An 18440-nucleotide genomic window follows, 5' to 3' on the forward strand; every position below is an offset into this window, starting at 1 on the left:
GCAAGGTATGCCCTGCGTCCTGCGATGTCAGCGGGGCATCTGGAGCGTGAGGTCGTAGCTGAGATCCCGCGTGGTCGGCGTGTTCGCGTGCGCGGAGGCGGCGATCACGTTCGTGCCCTCGACGAGCAGCTTCGCCGGCACGACGAAGGTGAACGTCTTCCGTGCGGCCGCGTCCGCCCGCGGGGCAGCCGTGGCGAGCGTGTCCTGGTCGAGTGGTCCCGCCGGCAGGTTCGCCCGGCCGAGCTCGACCCCGTTGAGGTACACGACGACTCCGTCATCGGCGATCACCGTGACCGTGCCGTCGTGCACGCGCCCGGCCCCGGTGACCGTGAACGCCTTGCGGAACTGGGCGCTGACCGGCTTCGCGGACAGGCTCGTGGGGTCGATGTTCGTGGTCTCCCCCGTGACGCCGCGGCCGAGGAGACCCGGCCCGCTGTTCCACCCGGCGGCGTCGTAGTCCACGCCGTTCCAGTCGTCGGGCAGGGCCTGGGTCGAGTACCGCCACGCCCACGTCGACCCGCTGTGGATCGTGACCATCTTCGCCCCCTTCGCCGCCGGCGAATGCGCGGTCATCATCTCGAACACCGCTCCGCCCGCCGAGGCGGCGGTCACCAGCGAGGTCGTGAATGCGGTGGCGGCGATCGTCGCTCCCACCAGAGCACGCATCCCCCAGGTGCGTGCTCGAGTTCCCTTCAGGTACATCGGATTCCTTCGTGTCCGTCGTTGCGTATCGGCGCACTGCACCCACGACCGAATCCGGGCGCGGGTGAGGCGGCAGGCAGATGCCTCCGGCTCAGCTCACCCCCGCTGCGAACGTCCCCATATCATGAGACGTTTCGACGCCCGATTCATTACGCCGGAATCCCGGATCGATTTGCGATGCGGACGGGGCCGGGCACCCGGAGGCGCCCGACCCCGGGCCCCTCCGGTCACCGCGGCATGGTGAGTGCGGCGTCGAAGGTGAGGTCGGGTGTGCCGCGGTAGTTGGCGTGGACCGACGCGGCGAGCACGTTGGTCCCCTCCTTCACCAGCGTCGCGGGAACCTGGAACGTCACCCGCGCGCCCGCCGCGGTCGTCGCCCGCGGCGCCGCCGTCGCATACGTGTTCTGCGTGATCGACCCGGCGGGCAGATTCGCCCGCCCCAGCTCCACCCCGTTCAGATACAGCACCACCCCGTCATCGGCGATCACCGACACCGTCCCGTCCTTCACCGACGCCGCATCCGACACGGTGAACGACGTCCGGAACTGCGCACTCAACGGCTTCGTGGCCAGATTCGACGGATCGATGTTCGTCGCCACCGTCGCCCCCCGCCCCAGCACGCCCTTCCCGACCGCCCACGACGACGCATCAAACCCTGCCGTGTTCCAGTCCCCCGGCAACGCATCCGCCGAGTACCGCCACGACCAGGCCGACCCGCTCGGCACCGACACCGCCGGGCCCACCGGAGCCGCAGCCGTCGTCGTCGCCTGCACCGTCGCCGGAGTCGACGCCACCCCCGCAGCCGACACCGCCACCACCGCATACGTATACGCCGTCCCCGCCGTCAGCCCGGTATCCGTGAACGTCGTCGCCGGAGCCGTCACCGTCCCCACCTTCACCCCGTTCCGCGACACCACATACGACGCCGCCGCCGTCGAACCCGCCGGAGCCGTCCACCCCAACGCCACCGACGTCTGCGCCGGCGTCGCCACCAGACCCGTCACCGGGCCAGGAGGCGCCGCCCGCTCGCCCGTGAACGCCAGGTCGAACCCGAGGTCCGCGGTCGTGCGGAAGTTCGCGTGCACCGACACCGCCAGCACGTTGGTGCCCTCCGTCAGCACACCGGCCGGAACGCTGAACACCGCGCGCGTGCCCGCCGCCGACGACTGCGTCACCGCCGCCGTCGCGTAGGTGTTCTGCGTGACGGTGCCCGCCGGCATCCGCACCCGCCCCAGCTCACGGCCGTTCAGGTACACCACCGCGCCGTCGTTCGCGATGAGAGAGACCTTCGCATTCGTCACGCTCGCCGCACTGGTCACCGTGAACGTCTTGCGGAACTGCGCGCTCAACGGCTTGGTCGCCAGGTTCGACGGATCGATGTTCGTCGCCGCCCCCGACACGCCCCGCCCGAACAGCGCCTTCCCGACCGCCCACGACGACGCGTCGAACGTGGTCGCGTTCCACGTGGCCGGCAGCGCGTCCGACGAGTACCGCCACGACCACGAGTCCCCGTTGCCCACGAACGTCAGCGCGTTCGCCGGGGCCGGAGCGACCGTGAACGCCGCCGTCGACGCCGACCGGTTGCCCACCGCATCCCGCGCCCGCACGACGTAGTTCGCGGCGGTCGAGGTCACCGGCACGGTGTACGAGGCCGAGGTCGTGGAGGCGATCACACGGTTGCCCTGCAGTACCTCGTACGTCACACCCGAACCCGCATCCGTCGACGCGCCCCACGTCAGCGTCGCCGTCTTCCCGTCTGCCGATGGGGTCGACGACACCGCCCCCGGGGTCGTCGGCGCCACCGCATCCCGCGGCGCGAAGCGGATGAACCCGCCCGACCACTGCTCCGCACCACCCGGAAGCTGCGACCGGTTGAAGTCGCCACCCACCCACAGGGTGCCGGTGCTGTCGAAGAACGTCCCCCACGCGCCGTACCCCGCACGCGCCTCCACCATCGGCGACCAGTCCGGGATGTAGGTGCCGGACTTCGCGTCCCACGCCCCCACCAGATTGATCTTGTCCGCCCGGCTGAATCCGCCGACGAGCGTCTGGCTGTAGGCGTCGTCGTAGACGTAGTCCCCGCAGTGGCAGCCGCCGATCACCACGGAGCCGTTGGTCTCGACCGTCTGCATGTCGCCGCCCACCTGCGTGATCCAACCGCCCACGCGCTGGAGCGTGTTCCGGTCGTACGAGAACATCGAGTGCTGCGAGCCGCCCATCCACACACGCCCGCCGACCTCGATGATGCCGAGCTGCCACACCGCGTTGACGTACGCGCCGTTCTCGTCCTTGCGGTCGTCGCTGAACTCCGGCGTCCAGGTGGTCGCCAGCGGTGCGCCCGCCGTCGTCTGCAGCACCGCGGCCGACGGCGCCGGGGTCGACGACTTCATCAGGAAGTAGCCGGAGAAGTACGCGCGGTCGCCCTGGGCGTTCGCGTCGACCGAGGCCGCCGTCCCGTTGAGGTTCGCGTTCCACGCGGTGTCGGGCTTGCCGGTGGCCAGCACGATACGGCCGCCGTTCCACGCGCCGCCCGTCGTCGGTGTCGTGCCGACGGAGGTCAGGTGCGTGAACGAACCGGCGACGTACAGGTAGCCGCCCTGCACGTCCAGGTCGCGGACGAAGGGGACCGCACCGGTCGCGCGGTGCTCGACCTTGACCTGCCAGCCCGAGAGCTGCCCGGTCGCAGGATCGAGGATCGCCAGTCCCGGCTGCGCCACCCCGTTCACGGTCGAGAACTGCCCGCCGATCGCCAGCCGGCCGTCCGGCAGCGCCTGCACCGACTTCACCTGTCCGTCGAGCTTCGGCCGGAAGGTCGGGACCCACGCGCCGGTGTGCACGTCGAACGCCGCCAGGTACGGCTGCGACGTCTGCCCCGCGCCGTCCTTGGTCTGCTGCACGTTCAGGAAGTTGCCGCCGACGAAGACCTTCCCGGCGACCTCACCGAAGTCCGAGACCTCGACGTTCGTCTCTCCGGACTGGCCGTTGGCGAGCCCCGAGACACCCCACGACGTCTTCACGGCGTACGAGCTCGGGATCGACGGGAGCGTGCTCGCGGGCGTGCCCGTGGTCGGGACGGCACCGAAGTCGAGCGTCGACAGGGTGAGCTGCGGCCGCAGGAACACCTGGGCGAACGGCGTCGCGTACCCCTGCCCCGCCGGAGCCCACAGGTAGGAGGACGCGTCCGTCGTGCCGGTCACCGCCGAGCCGTACGCCCAGCCCATCCGGTAGCCGTGCGTGGCCCGCTGCGAGAACACGACGTTGTTCATGCCCGCGTCGTCGTTGAAGGCGGCGGTCACGCCACCGGTTCCCGTGGTGTCGATGCCGCCGCTGATGCCGAAGCCCCAGTCGGCGAGGTCGTGCTTGGCGCCGAAGGTCCACTCCCAGCGGTCGCTCTTCGCGAGCGAGAACCGCACCTCCTGCCAGGCACTGCCCGCGGCGTTGGTCGCGCGCCGCACGCGGATCCCGTCGGGCAGAGCATTGGGGCGGCCGTTGTTCAGCAGGCCGTCGACGGTCTTGGCGGGCAGCTCGGCCGGAGCGAACGCGGCCGTTCCCGTGGGCGCGTTCGCCACCTGCTCCGGCGTGCCGAGACCGTTGTAGCTCTCCTTCCACGCCTCCCGACCCCGGCCCACGAGCACCCACCCGCCGCCGTCGGTCGTCTGGTCGCAGTAGAACTGCTGCGGGTAGACCAGGCCCGGCGTCACCAGCCAGTACACGCCGTCCGCCGCCGCCGGGTTGTTCTGCTTGATCTCCCAGCACGACGCCGCCGCCGTCTCCTGCGTGCGCCCGTCCGGGCCCGAGGCGACCACCGCCGACGCCGCGCCCGGCGTGAGCAGGGCGCCCACCACTGCGAGGGCTGCGATCGCAGCCCCCATGACCGCGCGGCCTCCCCAGGCGCGCGCGCGATTCCCCACGATGTTCATCTGTTGTTGTGTCTTTCTGGCTTCCGACATCAGCTCTCGCTGCGGACGCGCCGCCGCGGCACACTCCTGCCACGGCAAAACGCAGACACGACACTGCAGACTGCCGGACCGGATGCCCCAAACATCCGGACCGGATCGCTCCACCCCCGAGCGGACGTCCCCAGATCGTCCCTATGCCATGAGACGGGATCGGGAGCGTTCCATTACGCAGAGACACCCGTTCCGATCATGTGAAGTTCCTGCATGCCGCCGCCGGGACGCACCGCCGAGCCCGTCCGCGACACACGGAAGGGGCCGGCCACCGCGACGGTGACCGGCCCCTTCCGGCGAGCGCTCCTGTCTCGACTACCCCTTGGTAGACCCGGCGAGCAGGCCGCGCACGAAGTAGCGCTGCAGCGCGAAGAACACGATCAGCGGGATGATGATCGACACGAACGCACCCGCCGTGAGCAGGTACCAGTCGTTGCCGCGCGTTCCGGTGATCTCGGCCAGCAGCTTCGTGATCGGCGCGGCCGCTCCGTCGGCGAACACCAGCGCCACGAGCAGGTCGTTCCACACCCACAGGAACTGGAAGATCGCGACCGAGGCGATCGCCGGCATCGTCAGCGGCAGCACGACGCGGAAGAAGATCTGTCCGCGCGAGGCGCCGTCCACGCGGGCCGCCTCGATGATCTCTCCGGGGATCTCCGACATGAAGTTGTGCAGCAGGTAGATCGCCAGCGGCAGCGCGAACATCGAGTGCGCGATCCACACCTGCGCGTAGCCGTCCGATGCTCCGAGCGGCAGGGTCACCTGCAGACCGAACAGGTTGAGGCCGCGCGAGAACGAGCTGAGCAGCGGCACCAGCGCCATCTGGATCGGCACGATCTGGAGCGCGAACACGAAGATGAACAGGGCGTTGCGGCCCTTGAAGTCGATCCACGCGAACGCATACGCCGCCATGGCCGCGATCATCAGCGGCACCACGGTCGCCGGGATCGTGATGGCGATCGAGTTGATGAACGACTCGAGGATGGTCAGCTGCGTCGTGCCGGACTGCAGCACATCGACGTAGTTCTCCAGCGTGACCTGCGGGTTCGTGAAGAACGTCCACCATCCGGTCGACTGGATCTCGTCGCGCGGACGGAACGACGAGATGAACAGCCCGAGCGTCGGGATGGTCCACAGGACCGCGATGACGATCGACGCGGCGGACGCCCACGGACGGGACAGCTTCTTCCTGGCGCGTCCGGCGGCGCCGTCGAGGCCACCCCCGGTCGTGACGGCGCGCGTGCTGGCCGGGGTCTCGGTGCCTACGGTGTCGGTCATCGGATCTCCCGCTGCTTCTTGATCTGGCGCGCGTTGTAGATGACGATCGGCAGCACCAGGATGAACAGGATGACGGAGAGCGCGGCGCTGCGCCCCGCCTCGAACTTCGAGAACTGCGTGTACATCTCGTTCGCGAGCACCGACGTGCCGTAGTTGCCGGCGGTCATGGTGCGGACGATGTCGAACACCTTCAGCGAGGCGATCGAGATCGTGGTGAGCACGACGATGAGTGCCGGGCGGATCGCCGGTACGGTCACCGAGATGAACCGCTGCCACGCGTTCGCGCCGTCGAGCTCGGCGGCCTCGAGCAGCTCGGCCGGGACGCCCTTGATGGAGGCCGACAGCACGACCATCGCGAAACCGGTCTGGACCCAGATGAGCACCACGATGAGGAACAGGTTGTTCCACGGCTGGTTCAGCAGCCACTGCTGCGGCGTCCCGCCGAACCACACCAGGATCTGGTTCAGCAGACCGATCTGCTCGAACTCCGGTCCGCGGTACTCGTACATGAACCGCCAGATGATGCTCGCGCCGACGAACGAGATCGCCATGGGCATGAACACCAGCACCTTGTAGATCTTCTCGCCGCGGGTCCTGTCGATGAAGACCGCGTACGCGAGACCGACGATCGTCGACACCGTCGGCACCAGCAGCACCCAGATGATGGTGTTGACGACCGAGGTGATGCCGTCCGACTGCGTGAAGATCCACACGTAGTTGGCGAACCCGACGAACGTGTTGCCCGAGGAGTTCCAGAACGACGTGTACATGGTCTGGATCGACGGGAGGATGAGGCCGACGAGCAGGAGCAGCATCGCCGGAGCCATGAAGGCGACGAGCTGGATCAGGTAGCCCGCTCCATCGCGGGACCGGTAGTCCAGGAAGAAGAAGACGGCGCCGACGAGGACCGCGACCCCCATCGCCCAGTAGTAGGAGTTGAAGAACCACATCACGGCGAGCGGGATGAGCAGGCACATCGCCAGCCGGATGATGGTGTACTGCGTGCCCCGGCGTGGAGCGATGTCCACGAGCAGCAGGATGATCGCCACGACCACCGCGAACGCGATGACCACGGCGACGGCCTGCAGGATCGGCGGGAGCGAGCCGATCCATTGGAAAAAGACTGTCGCGTTCACGGATTCCCCTTACGTCACGCGGATCGGATCACGGCGCCCACGTCGATGTGGGCGCCGAGGGAGCAGAGGGGCCGCCCCTGGTGCGGGGCGGCCCCTCTTCCCCCGGGATCAGCTGGAGGGCCAGCCGGTCTCGATCTGCGTGAGCACCTCGTCCGTCGAGGTGCCGTTGACCCACGCGACCATGCCCTTCCAGAAGGTTCCGGCACCGACGGCACCGGGCATCAGGTCGGAGGCGTCGAAGCGGAACGTGGTCTCCGGGTCCTGCAGGATCTTGATGGTCTCCTGGAGGATCGGGTCCTTGGCGTTCGCCGGGTCGAGCCCGTTGTTGGCCGAGGTGACGCCGCCGAGGCTCACGCGGCTGTTGGCCCACTCGGGGCTGGACAGGTACGCGAGCACCTTCTGCGTGGCCTCGGACTCGCTGAACGCGCCGACGATCTCACCGGCGCCCGTGACTGCCGTGTCGCCCTCGGACTCGCCGGGGAGCATGAACGCCCACACGTCGCCGTCCTCGGCGATGTTCGTGCCCTCGGGGAAGAAGCCCGACAGGAACGAGGCCTGGTGCGTGAGCGCGCACTCGCCGGCGGCGAGCTTGGGTGCCACGTCGCCGAACGCGGTCGAGTTGATCGAGCGCACGTCGCCGAAGCCCGCGTTGACGTTGGCCGGGTTGAGCAGGATCTGTCCGACCGAGTCGAACGCCTGCTTGATCTGCGGGTCGGTGAACTTCACGTCGTTGGTGACCCACTGGTCGTAGACGTCGGGTCCGGACTGGCGCAGCACGTAGTCCTCGATCCAGTCGGTGCCCGGCCAGCCGGTCGCGGTGCCGGACTCGAAGCCGGCGCACCAGGCGGGCGTGCCCGTGGCGGCCTGGATCTTCTCGGTCAGCGCCGTCATCTCGTCGAGGGTCGTGGGGACCTCGACGCCCCACTCCGCGAACTTGGCGGGCGAGTACCAGATCCAGCCCTTGACGTTCGCCATGAGCGGGGCACCGTAGAAGGTGTCTCCGACCGTGCCGTAGTTCACCCAGTCTTCGGTCCAGTACTCGTTGGCGTTCTTCTCGACCTCCTCCGGGGCGGGCTTCAGGAACCCGCGGTCGGCGAAGTCGGCGAACAGACCCGGCTGCGGGAAGATCGCGATGTCCGGCGGGTTGCCGCCCTGGGCGCGCGTGCCCAGCTGCGTCTCGAAGTCCTGGCTGCCCTCGTACTTGATGGTGATGCCGTTCTCGTCGGCCCAGTCCTTCCAGGACTCCTGGAGGAGTTCCGCCTCCGAGTCGACGATCGTGCCGTAGATCGTGACGGTGGCGTCGTCGCCTCCGCCGCCTCCGGTGCTCGGCGCACCTCCCGGAGCCCCGCAGCCGGCGAGGGCGATGCCCGCGACGCCCATCAGGGCCAGCGGCACGACCAGCCGGGAACGCTGTGACAGAGCCATGTGAATTCTCCTCTTCGAGTACAGGGTCCCGCTGTCCGTCGCCAGCACCGGCGTCGATTAGGGAACCGATTCCAGGCCAACATACTGGCGGCCCGCTCCCCGCACAACACGCAAGGGTCACAAGCTCGCAACCATTCCGATGCGCCGCCGCGTCGCGGATGGGAGCGCTCCCTCCGGATCAGTGTGGAACCGGTTCCTTTTCCACGGTCGAGCCGCTACGCTGTCACCCGGCGAGCCCGGGCGTCGCCGTCCCCACATCGAAGTGGACCCTGGTCGAGGAGGACCGATGAGCACGATCGCGGACGTCGCGTCGCGTGCCGGAGTGTCCAAGGCCACCGCGAGCCGGGCGCTGAGCGGACGCGGCTACGTGTCCGACGAGACACGGCAGCGGGTCATGGACGCCGCAGACGACCTCGCCTATGTCGCCCACTCGTCCGCCACGAGCCTCGCGACCGGACGCACGCAGACCGTCGGCCTCGTGATGCCGCCCATCGACCGCTGGTTCTTCGCCGAGCTGCTCGCCGGGGTGCAGGAGTCGCTCCTCTCCGTGGACTACGACCTGTCGCTGTACGGCGTTCCCGAGGGGACGCAGACCAGGGAACGGCTGTTCGAGACCGTGCTGCCCGGCCGGAGGTTCGACGGCATCATCGCGGTGGGCATCCAGCCGAGCGCGCGCGAGCTCGAGCGCCTGCACCGCACGGGTCGCCCGCTGGTCAGCGTCGGGCCGTACAGCGAGGGATCGAGCGCGGTCTCGATCGACGACACCGCCGCCGCCCGCATCGCCACCGAGCACCTGATCGAGCTCGGCCACGAGGACATCGCGTTCGTGGGGGGCGCGACCGACGCCGCCGCACTGAGCTACGGCGATGCGCAGCGGCTCGAGGGGTACCACGGCGCGCTCCGCGCGGCGGGCCTGCTCGCCCACGCCCGCGTCGTCGGCGCGGCACCGACCATGCCCGGGGGCTATGCCGCGACCGCCGGGCTCCTCGGAGACCGGCGGAACCGGCCCACCGCGATCGTCGGAGTCTGCGACGAGGCGGCGATCGGGGCGATCATCGCCGCTCGACGCCTGGGCATCGCCGTGCCCACCGAGCTCAGCGTGGTCGGCATCGACGACCACGCCCATGCGGACATGTTCGCCCTCACCACGATCGGGCAGTCTCCCCGCGACCAGGGTCACGAGGCCGTGCGGCTGCTGATCCGACGGATGGCGGAGCCGGAGGCCCCCATCGACCGGGTGACCGCCCCCTCGTCGCTCGTCGTGCGCAGCTCCACCGCACCACCCCGCTGAGCACCCCTCCCCGGACGCACGAAGGCCCCGGGCGGAACCCGGGGCCTTCGCAGAAGCGCTGGTGCGCTGGAATTACTTGAGGGTGACGGTCGCGCCGGCCTCTTCCAGAGCAGCCTTGGCCTTCTCGGCGGTCTCCTTGTTGGCGCCCTCGAGGACGGCCTTCGGAGCACCGTCGACGACGGCCTTGGCCTCGCCGAGGCCGAGCGAGGTGAGCTCGCGGACAGCCTTGATGACCTGGATCTTCTTGTCGCCGGCAGCCTCGAGGATGACGTCGAACGAGTCCTTCTCCTCCTCGGCAGCGGCCTCGCCTGCGCCACCGGCGGCACCGGCAACGGCGACGGGGGCAGCAGCGGTGACCTCGAACTTCTCCTCGAACGCCTTCACGAAGTCGTTCAGCTCGATGAGGGTGAGGCCGGCAAACTGCTCGAGCAGCTCCTCGGTGGTGAGCTTCGCCATGATGTATCTCCTAATAGATGGGGTGGTGGTGACGAGATCGCCGGTCGCTTACGCGGCCTCTGCGGTCTCCAGCTTTTCGCGAAGCGCGTCGATGGTGGCGGCAGCCTTGCCCATCGTCGCCTTCATCATTCCCGCGGCCTTCGCCAGCAGAACCTCACGGCTCTCGAGCGAGGCGTACGTGTTGACCTCGTCGGCAGAGAGGGCCTTGCCCTCGAAGATGCCGGACTTGATCACCAGAAGCGGGTTGGCCTTGGCGAAGTCACGCAGAGCCTTGGCAGTGGCGACGAAGTCACCGTGCACGAACGCGACGGCCGACGGACCCTTGAGGTCGTCGTCCAGCGAGGAGATGCCGGCCTTGTTGGCGGCGATCTTGGTCAGCGTGTTCTTCACCACGGCGTACTCGGCGTCCTGACGGATGCTGTTGCGCAGCTGCTTGAGCTGGGCAACCGTCAGACCGCGGTACTCGGTCAGCAGGACGGCGTTCGAGTTCTCGAATGACTTCGTGAGCTCGGCGACCGATGCATCCTTCTGCGCCATGGTCACTCCTTGATGTGTACGAGGCGCCGCACGGTGGTGGGGCGCCGGCCTCCGACCCCCTGCAAAGAGAAGAGCTCCGGCGCAAGCGCACGGAGCTCGGAAGTTCGTGACACCTGCGCGGGCCCCTGCGATGCAGAGCTTCGATCCTGCGTGCTTGCGCACACACGATGACCAGCGGTCTTCGGTTGCCACCCACTCTACCTCAGCGCGCGCCCCTCCCCAAATCCCCGGCGGCCGTGCGGGGACGCGGCGTGTGCGGGGAGGGAGCGTCGGCGCACGGGGTTAGGGTTTTCAGGTGACCCCCGAACTCCACGCCCGTATCGTCGCGGACTCTCGCGACCGGGTGGCGTGGATGCGGGCGCGGTCCCGCGGCATCACCGCGACCGACGTCGCCGGACTCACGAGCGAGCGCTCCATCGCCCGTGCCGCCGACTCCAAGCTGGGCGGCGGGCCCCGCTTCGGCGGCAACGCGTACACCGACCACGGCCGACGGCGCGAGCCGGAGATCGCGGCCTGGGTCGCAGCCACGCACGGGATCCTCCCCTCCTCCGCGCTGTTCCGCGCCGAGGTGGAGCACCGCCACCTCGCCACGCCCGACGGGATCGCGGTCGACGCCGACGGGCGCATCCGCCTCGCCGAGATCAAGACCACGAACAAGGCGTTCCGCGGCATCCCGCGCACCTACCTGCGACAGGTCTGGTGGCAGCAGCACGTGCTCGGTGCCGAGCGCACGCTGTTCGTGTGGGAGGAGCACGTCGACTTCGCTCCGGTGCACGACGAGCCTCGCTGCGTGTGGATCGACCGCGACGACCGCGAGATCGCCAAGCTGGTCGACCTGGCCACCGCGCTGATCGACGAGCTGTACCGGCGCACCACGGGCCGCGACGTTCCCGCCCGCACGCAGGACGATTCCGCGAGCCGCCGCGAGCAGCTGCGCGAGCGCGACCTCTTCCGCGCCCTCGCCCTCGCCGACTGAACGCCGCACCGCCGGCACGACCTCACGTGCAGGTGTTGTTGCCCCCGAGCCCCAGCAGTCCGCCCACCGACAGCGTGCGGGTCGCCGCGGGCGACACCCAGGCCGTGCCGGGCAGGACGGCCTCGACCCGCACCGTGTTCGACGAGCCGAGCAGACTCCCCAGCAGCGTGCTGAGCAGACCGGAGCTGATCGTCGCGGAGTAGGAGTAGGGGCCGCTGCCGCTCTGCGTCACGTTCGCGTTGTCGACCGCGACGTTGTTGATCGACAGTCGCTGCTGCGGCTTGAGGTATCCGGAGCTCCACGTGATCGTGAAGCCCGTGAACGTGCCGAGCAGGTTGGTCACGCTGCACGAGGTGATCGTGGGCGTCGTCAGCTGCGACGCGGTGAACGACCCCGCCGCGTACTCCGGATCGGTGAACCGCGCCTCGGTCGGCTGCACCGCGGGCAGCAGCGCCACGCCGACCAGGACCCCGACCCCGAGGGCACCGGCGATCGTGCGCCGCCACGGCCGTGTCATCCTCGCCCCTCCCCGCGCTCTCCTCCGCGACGCCCCCGCGCCACGAGAGCCGCGGTCAGCAGCAGTCCGCCGCCCACCGCCGCCAGCGGCAGCCACGGCGACGGACCCGTGACCGCGAGCGCGCCGTCGGAGCCCACCGCCGCGCTCTCGCCCGCGCCGTGAGCCAGCACGCGCACCTCGGTGCTGCCGGAGCCGTCGGCCGGGTCGAGCGCGATCGTCAGCCGCAGATGCGCGGTCTCGGTGTCACGCATGGCGGCGAGGGGCACCTCGGCGCCGTCGCGCGGGACGCTCCAGTCCGTCCGCAAGACCGTCGCCCCCGCCGGGCACACCGCGTCCTGCCACGGCTCCGCGCACAGGGCGATGTCGAGCCGCAACCGCGCCGACCCGGACGCGCTCACGCCGAGCCGCACGACCCCGGGATCCGGCGCGTCGGCGCTCACCTGCACGTCCCACTGCACCGGCCGGTCGGGTCGCAGGTCGCGGGCGGCGTCCCAGTCCGCGACCGAGACCAGGCGCAGCACCTGGCCCTGCACCACCTCGGTGGAGGGGGCAGCGACCGCCGCCGCCGGTGCCGCAAGGGCCAGGCAGACGGGCAGCGCCAGGACCGCGAGCGCGACGCGGGGCCTCACGGCGGACCACCCTCGGTGCGAGCGCGTCGCGGCGACCGCGGCCAGAAGGCCCACACCACCAGCGCGGTCGCGGCCACGGTCATGCCGCCGAGCACGACGGGATGCCCGAGTGCGACGATCACGGTCGCCAGGCCCGGCACCGCGAGCAGCACGGTGCGCACGGAGGTCACGGTGTACGGAAACGGGTCGTCGACCGCGTTCGCATCGCCCCGCAGCGTCAGCACGCGCTCCCCCGCCCCGGCGCCCGGTTGCACCGCGGTCACGCGGTGGGTCACGGGCAGGTCGCCGGGGCGGTCGACCGTCACGACGTCGCCCACCTCCACCGCCGCGGCAGGGACCCGCTGCACCACGGCGACCGATCCGGCCGGGATGGTCGGCGACATCGAGCCCGTGCGGAACAGGATGAGCGTGATCTGCGCCGTGGCCGCCAGCAGCACCAGCACGATGCACACGACGCCCGCGGCGGCGGCGAGCCACAGCAGCGCATCGCCCAACGCGCGCGCGAACCCGGGGCGCCGGGTGGGGTGCTGCGCCCGCGCCCCCGCTTCCCCGCTCTGCTGCGCGCGCGCCTCGCGGCGGGTGAGTGCCGTCACGACCCCTCCTCTCGCTCGTGCCCGGCGGCGGCTACGACGACGTGCCCTGGATCTGCCATGTCTGGGTCATCGTCAGGCCCTGCGCGGTGTTCGGCGCCGTCGTCGGCAGCGTCACCGCGAAGCAGTAGTTCACGACCGACGCGCCGTTCGCGGACACCGCCTGCGTCGAGGCGCCGCCGGCCGTGAGCGCGGAGCCGTCCGCGACCACGGCGGTGCCGCCGGGGTAGGTCGCCGCCGAGCACGTGGTCCCGGCGATCGCACGCACCCCGTAGGTGAGCGACGACGCGAGACCCGTGCCGCCCGGCGTCCCGGCCGTGAGCTGGAGCACGCCGGCGACCGAGGGCGACGCGGTCTTGACGCTGAACAGCGCATACGTCGTGGTGCCGGGCGCCATGGCCGTGGGCGGGAGCTGGAAGTTCAGGGCTGCCGCCGCCCCCGTGGTCGCGTGGCTGGAGAACGTGACGCCGTCGGTCGCCCCGACGAGGTCGAACCGGCCGGCCGTGAACGTGGCCGAGCCGAACTCCGAGTCGTTCCAGGCGGCGAGTGTCGCGGTCGCCCCGATGCCGAGCACCAGGCCGCCCGCCAGGAGGGCTCGGAGGCGGCGGGAGCGGAGCCGGATCCTCTCCCGCCGCTGCCTGCGGGTACCCATGGCCCGCTCAGCTCGTCGACGTGGCCGTGAACTCCCAGGTCGCGTTCGTGACCAGGCCGGGTTCGAGCGCGGCGGCGGCCGTGACCGCGACGCACAGCTGCACGGCGGTGCCCGGGGTGGCGGCGGAGGCTCCTTCGGTGAGCGTCACGGCGGTCACGCCCGTCTGTGCGTCGAGCGTGGCCCCGGAGGCGACGGCGGTTCCGGTCGCGCTGGCCGCGTTGCAGGTGGCGCCGGGAGCGAGCGGGTAGATCGCGTAGGACAGATGATCGGTGTTGGAGCTCGCCGCGGGATCCGCGGTCGTGCCCGCGGCGACGAGGCTGGCCCCGGTGGTCGTGCCGGCCGCGAGACGCACCCAGAAACCCGCGTAGACGGTGTCGCCGGGCGACATGTTGCCGACGATGCCGGCGGGGAGCGTGAACGCGAGGGTGGCGGCCGTGTCGCCGTCGTCGACGTTGTGGTCGGTGAAGGCCGTGCCGTCGGTCGAGCCCTCCAGGTTGAACGAGCCCGCGGTGAACGTGCCGGTCGCGAACTCGGAGTCGTTCCACGCGGCGAGCGTGACCGCCGCTCCCACTCCGAGGACGAGTCCTCCTGCCAGGACCGCGCGGACCTTTCGCCGGGTCGTGGTCGTCGCCATGTCGTTCCCCCTCCGTCGTCGATCTCGGGGAACGCCGGCGAGCGGAACTCGGAGGATTCTCCCGCGTCCTCGCATCCTCTCCGAGCCCCTCGGACCAGACAAGGCGGATCCGCGCGCAGCCGTGGCACAATCCGCGCAGCCGGGGATCGTCCTGTCAGCGGCGCGACCGGCGGGCGGGCGCGACCGGGGCGAGCACCCGCCGCGCCTCGGCGGCCACCTCGGCGGCGATGGTGTCGAGCAGCGTCGACCGCAGGTTCCACTGCTGCCAGTACAGCGCGACCTTCAGCGTCGGACCCCCGAGCGCGACCAGCCCGGGCGTCTCCTGCAGCCGCGGGACCATTCCCCAGCCGAGGCCGAGCGACACCGCGATCGCGTAGTCGTGGGACGCGGGGACGTAGTGCCGCGGCACGCCCTGCTGCGTGACGGACATAGCCGCGAGCCACTCGTGCTGCAGCGTGTCGCGACGGTCGAAGTCGACGAACGGCGCGCGGGCGAGAGCGGCGGCGCTCACCCCCTCGGCGAACCACCGGTCCGCGAAGCCCTGCTCCGCCATGGCGCGATACTCGAGCACCCCGAGAGGTGCGACCGAGCATCCGGCCACCGGGGTCTCCTCGCTCGTCACCGCGGCCATCACCGTGCCGGATTCCAGCAGCCGGGCGGTGAAATTCTGATCGTCCCGGTGCAGGTCGACGTCGATGTCGTGCGTGGCGGAGAGTCGTGCCATCGGCGCGAGGAACCACGTCGCCATCGAGTCGGCGTTCACGGCGAGCGGAACGACGATGCGCCGCTCGGAACCGTCGTCGCCGATGCCCACCCCGGCGAGCGCGTCGTGCTCCAGCAGCGCCACCTGCCTGGCCAGTCGCACCACCGCCTCACCGGCCTCGGTGAGCCGCGCGGGCTTGCTGCGCACGAGCAGGATGCGCCCCAGCTGTTCCTCCAGGCTCTTGAGCCGCTGGCTGACCGCGGACGGCGTGATCCGGAGTCGGCGGGATGCCGCGTCGAGAGTGCCTTCGTCGGCGACGGCGGCCAGGGTCGCGGCGAGCTCCGGATCGATCCTCACATCAGTGATGCTAATGGTTCGGAAGGAATCTTCGCTTTCTCTGATGGCAGTCGCTTCCTAGGCTGGTGCCATGCTCACCGTCCTCGCCGGTCTCGGACTCGGCCTCTCCCTCATCGTGGCCATCGGCGCCCAGAACGTCTTCGTCCTGCGCCAGGGCATCCGGCGGGAGCATGTGCTGGCGGTCGTGATCGTGTGCGCCGTCTCCGACGCCGTGCTGATCGCCGCCGGTGTCGCCGGGCTGGGCTTCCTGCTCCAGGCTGCGCCGTGGCTCGTGGTCGTCGCCCGGGTTGCCGGGGCGCTGTTCCTGTTCGGCTACGGGCTGCTCGCGGCACGGCGCGCCTGGCGCGGCGGTGAGGTGCTGGCGGTCGATGCGTCCTCCCCCGCCGACGGAACGGGGACCGGTCGATCGGCCGGCGGCACCGCGACCGCCATCCGGAGCGGAACACGTCTGGCCCCCGTGCTCCTCACCGTCCTCGCGCTCACCTGGCTCAACCCGCACGTGTACCTCGACACCGTCCTGATGCTCGGGTCGATCGCCGCGACGCACGGCGAGCAGCGCTGGCTGTTCGCCGCCGGGGCCATCCTCGCCAGTGCCCTGTGGTTCACGGCCCTCGGTTTCGGGGCACGCTACCTCGGGCGCTGGCTGCGCACCGAGCGGTCGTGGCGGGTTCTCGACGCGGTGATCGCCGTGATCATGGTCGCGCTCGCCGTGAGCCTGATCCTCCCCGTGTTCGGCGGCTGATCCGGCTCAGACTCCGTCGATCTGCGCCAGCCGCGCCCGCACCAGCGCGCGCAGCGTCTGCTTCGGGATCGGATGCTCCGGCTGGAAGCGGATCGTCCCCTTGTCCACGCTGGCGCCCGGATGATCGGCCAGTGCCGCCGCCACGGCCGCGACCGCGTCGGGACTGAAGGGATACACGCCGATGTGCTTCTTGGCGCGCATCACCGACAGCAGCGGTCTGCCCCCGTGGACGAGGGCGGGCATGCCGTAGCCGGTGCCCTGCTCGGCATCCGGCTCCTCCTCCCGCGCGATCGCGTACACGCGGTCGATCGCCGCGCGGTCCGCGGGGGCGAGCCCGGTCAGGTAGTCGTCGATGGTTCCCACGACCGCATCCTGTCACCGATCGGCGGCGCGCACGAGCCCCGCGTCTCAGGCGCCGTCGAGCGGGCGGAGGATGCGCGTGAGGAACCGCTGCGTGCGCTCGTGTCGCGGGGCGCGGAAGATCTCGGCCGGCGGCCCCTCCTCGACCACCACCCCGCCGTCCAGGAACAGGACGTGGTCGGCGACCTCGCGCGCGAAGCTCAGCTCGTGCGTGACGACCGCCATGGTCCACCCCTCGTCGGCGAGCTCCTTGATCACCAGCAGCACCTCCCCGACGAGTTCGGGGTCGAGCGCACTCGTCGGCTCGTCGAACAACAGCAGGTCGGGCTTGAGAGCGAGAGCACGCACGATCCCCACGCGCTGCTGCTGTCCTCCGGACAGCTGATGCGGACGGGCGTCCGCCTTGTCCGCCAGGCCCACCCGGTCGAGCAGGGCCAGGGCCTCGGCCACGACCTCCGCCCTGGGCCGCCGCTGCACACGCCAGGGCCCCTCGATCACGTTCTGCAGCACCGTCAGATGCGGGAACAGGTTGTGGTGCTGGAACACCATCGCGGAGCGATCGCGCAGGGCGAGCCGCTGCTGCTTCTGCGCGCGAGGCCGCGGCCGCTCGGCGGGGGCGAAGTCGAGCTCGGGCCCGCCGTCGACCGTGATGGTGCCGGCGTCCGGCGTCTCGAGGCCGTTGAGCGCGCGCAGCACGGTGGTCTTCCCCGAGCCGCTCGGGCCGATGAGCACCAGCACCTCTCCGCGGTGCAGCGTCAGGTCGATCCCGCGCAGCACCTCGGTGTCGCCGAAGCTCTTGCGCAGTCCGCGGGCGGACAGCAGCGGGACGGGCGTCTGGTCAGTGGGCGACACGGCTGTCGAGCCTCCTCTCCAGGGCGCTCTGGCCGAACGACAGCACCAGGCAGAACACCCAGTACACCAGCGCCGCGGCGAGGTAGATCACCATGAACTCGAGGGTCGTCGCCGCGATCTGCTGCGCGACCTTGAACAGCTCCGTCACCAGGATCAGCGACGTGAGCGAGGTGTCCTTCACGAGCGAGATGAACGTGTTCGACAGCGGGGGCACGGACACCCGTGCCGCCTGCGGCAGGATGATCCGCGTGAGCGTGCGGGTGCGGTTCATCCCGACCGTGTACGCCGCCTCCCACTGCCCCTTCGGCACCGACAGGATCGCGGCCCGCACGACCTCGGCTCCGTAGCCGCCCACGTTGAGCGACAGCGCGATGATCGCACTTGGCCACGGGTCGAGCGTGATGCCGATCGACGGCATCCCGTAGAAGATCACGAACAGCTGCACCAGCATGGGCGTGCCGCGGATCACGGAGATGTAGAAGCGCGCGACGCCCGCCACCACCGGATGCACCGAGATCCGCATCAGCGCGACGCCGACCGCGATCAGCAGCCCCAGCGCGAACGACACCAGCGCGAGCGGCACCGTCGCCGTCAGGCCCGCCCAGGCGATCGGCCAGAGCGAGTCGAGGAACAGCTGCCAGGGGTTCGCCATC

General features: G+C 70.6%; 19 protein-coding genes. 3 read left to right on the forward strand and 16 right to left on the reverse strand.

The genetic code is table 11. The features are described from left to right. Positions 1-27 precede the first annotated feature (27 nt). From KZC56_RS00730 to KZC56_RS00750, 5 genes are all read right to left on the reverse strand, one after another. Positions 28-654 carry a hypothetical protein gene (locus tag KZC56_RS00730; RefSeq protein ID WP_247637631.1) on the reverse strand — a complete coding sequence of 209 codons (627 nt, stop codon included), beginning with the start codon at positions 652-654 and terminating at the stop codon, positions 28-30. A 275-nt stretch (positions 655-929) separates the two neighbouring features. After that, positions 930-4652: a fibrinogen-like YCDxxxxGGGW domain-containing protein gene (locus tag KZC56_RS00735; RefSeq protein WP_247637632.1), complete on the reverse strand. Its 3723-nt coding sequence runs from the start codon at positions 4650-4652 to the stop codon at positions 930-932. 315 nt (positions 4653-4967) lie between these two features. After that, positions 4968-5930, reverse strand: coding sequence for a carbohydrate ABC transporter permease (locus KZC56_RS00740; RefSeq protein WP_136034362.1), 963 nt, complete (start codon positions 5928-5930; stop codon positions 4968-4970). Next, complete coding sequence (locus KZC56_RS00745; RefSeq protein WP_136034364.1) at positions 5927-7066, reverse strand: carbohydrate ABC transporter permease; 1140 nt, start codon at positions 7064-7066, stop codon at positions 5927-5929. The genes KZC56_RS00740 and KZC56_RS00745 overlap by 4 nt, the downstream gene beginning before the upstream one ends. Before the next feature lie 108 nt (positions 7067-7174). Further along, positions 7175-8491, reverse strand: coding sequence for an ABC transporter substrate-binding protein (locus KZC56_RS00750; RefSeq protein WP_247637633.1), 1317 nt, complete (start codon positions 8489-8491; stop codon positions 7175-7177). Between the two features lie 286 nt (positions 8492-8777). Between KZC56_RS00750 and KZC56_RS00755 the strand changes: the two genes are divergently transcribed. After that, entirely contained in the window at positions 8778-9782 is a 1005-nt protein-coding gene (locus tag KZC56_RS00755; RefSeq protein ID WP_247637634.1) for a LacI family DNA-binding transcriptional regulator, read from the forward strand. A gap of 72 nt (positions 9783-9854) precedes the next feature. Here KZC56_RS00755 and rplL read toward each other — a convergent pair whose 3' ends face one another. Further along, positions 9855-10238 (reverse strand): 50S ribosomal protein L7/L12, encoded by a 384-nt coding sequence (gene rplL, locus KZC56_RS00760; protein ID WP_067194328.1) that lies wholly within the window; start codon positions 10236-10238, stop codon positions 9855-9857. A gap of 48 nt (positions 10239-10286) precedes the next feature. Next, on the reverse strand, positions 10287-10775 hold the full coding sequence (gene rplJ / locus KZC56_RS00765; protein ID WP_136034371.1) for a 50S ribosomal protein L10: 489 nt from the start codon (positions 10773-10775) through the stop codon (positions 10287-10289). A 295-nt stretch (positions 10776-11070) separates the two neighbouring features. On the opposite strand from rplJ, the gene KZC56_RS00770 reads away from it, so the two are divergent. After that, positions 11071-11751, forward strand: coding sequence for a YqaJ viral recombinase family protein (locus tag KZC56_RS00770; protein ID WP_136034373.1), 681 nt, complete (start codon positions 11071-11073; stop codon positions 11749-11751). A 22-nt stretch (positions 11752-11773) separates the two neighbouring features. Here the strand turns inward: KZC56_RS00770 and KZC56_RS00775 are convergent, their stop codons facing one another. The 6 genes from KZC56_RS00775 to KZC56_RS00800 all read right to left on the reverse strand — a co-directional run bounded on the left by KZC56_RS00775 (position 11774) and on the right by KZC56_RS00800 (position 15833). After that, the gene (locus tag KZC56_RS00775) at positions 11774-12268 is read right to left on the reverse strand and encodes a hypothetical protein (RefSeq protein ID WP_247637635.1); all 495 of its coding nucleotides are present in this window, start codon (positions 12266-12268) and stop codon (positions 11774-11776) included. Continuing rightward, positions 12265-12897, reverse strand: coding sequence for a hypothetical protein (locus KZC56_RS00780; protein ID WP_247637636.1), 633 nt, complete (start codon positions 12895-12897; stop codon positions 12265-12267). Before KZC56_RS00780 ends, KZC56_RS00775 begins: the two co-directional genes overlap by 4 nt. Next, a complete protein-coding gene (locus KZC56_RS00785) occupies positions 12894-13490 on the reverse strand; it encodes a signal peptidase I (protein WP_247637637.1) in 597 nt (198 codons plus the stop codon). Before KZC56_RS00785 ends, KZC56_RS00780 begins: the two co-directional genes overlap by 4 nt. A 31-nt stretch (positions 13491-13521) precedes the next feature. After that, the gene (locus KZC56_RS00790; RefSeq protein WP_136035363.1) at positions 13522-14139 is read right to left on the reverse strand and encodes a SipW-dependent-type signal peptide-containing protein; all 618 of its coding nucleotides are present in this window, start codon (positions 14137-14139) and stop codon (positions 13522-13524) included. A 7-nt stretch (positions 14140-14146) separates the two neighbouring features. Continuing rightward, positions 14147-14773, reverse strand: a complete 627-nt coding sequence (locus tag KZC56_RS00795) for a SipW-dependent-type signal peptide-containing protein (protein ID WP_247637638.1) — start codon at positions 14771-14773, stop codon at positions 14147-14149. 154 nt (positions 14774-14927) lie between these two features. Continuing rightward, on the reverse strand, positions 14928-15833 hold the full coding sequence (locus KZC56_RS00800; RefSeq protein WP_247637639.1) for a LysR family transcriptional regulator ArgP: 906 nt from the start codon (positions 15831-15833) through the stop codon (positions 14928-14930). A gap of 70 nt (positions 15834-15903) precedes the next feature. Between KZC56_RS00800 and KZC56_RS00805 the strand changes: the two genes are divergently transcribed. Beyond that, positions 15904-16575, forward strand: coding sequence for a LysE/ArgO family amino acid transporter (locus tag KZC56_RS00805; protein WP_247637640.1), 672 nt, complete (start codon positions 15904-15906; stop codon positions 16573-16575). 6 nt (positions 16576-16581) lie between these two features. On the opposite strand, the gene KZC56_RS00810 is transcribed toward KZC56_RS00805, so the two are convergent. From KZC56_RS00810 to KZC56_RS00820, 3 genes are read right to left on the reverse strand one after another with little or no spacing between them, the layout of a single operon-like run. Further along, positions 16582-16938, reverse strand: coding sequence for an iron chaperone (locus KZC56_RS00810; RefSeq protein ID WP_247637641.1), 357 nt, complete (start codon positions 16936-16938; stop codon positions 16582-16584). 45 nt (positions 16939-16983) lie between these two features. After that, positions 16984-17787 carry an amino acid ABC transporter ATP-binding protein gene (locus KZC56_RS00815; protein ID WP_136034393.1) on the reverse strand — a complete coding sequence of 268 codons (804 nt, stop codon included), beginning with the start codon at positions 17785-17787 and terminating at the stop codon, positions 16984-16986. Then, positions 17774-18439: an amino acid ABC transporter permease gene (locus KZC56_RS00820; RefSeq protein ID WP_136035367.1), complete on the reverse strand. Its 666-nt coding sequence runs from the start codon at positions 18437-18439 to the stop codon at positions 17774-17776. The genes KZC56_RS00815 and KZC56_RS00820 overlap by 14 nt, the downstream gene beginning before the upstream one ends. Position 18440: the final 1 nt, after the last annotated feature.

The sequence above is a fragment of the Microbacterium sufflavum genome, assembly GCF_023091155.1.
GTDB lineage: Bacteria > Actinomycetota > Actinomycetes > Actinomycetales > Microbacteriaceae > Microbacterium > Microbacterium sufflavum.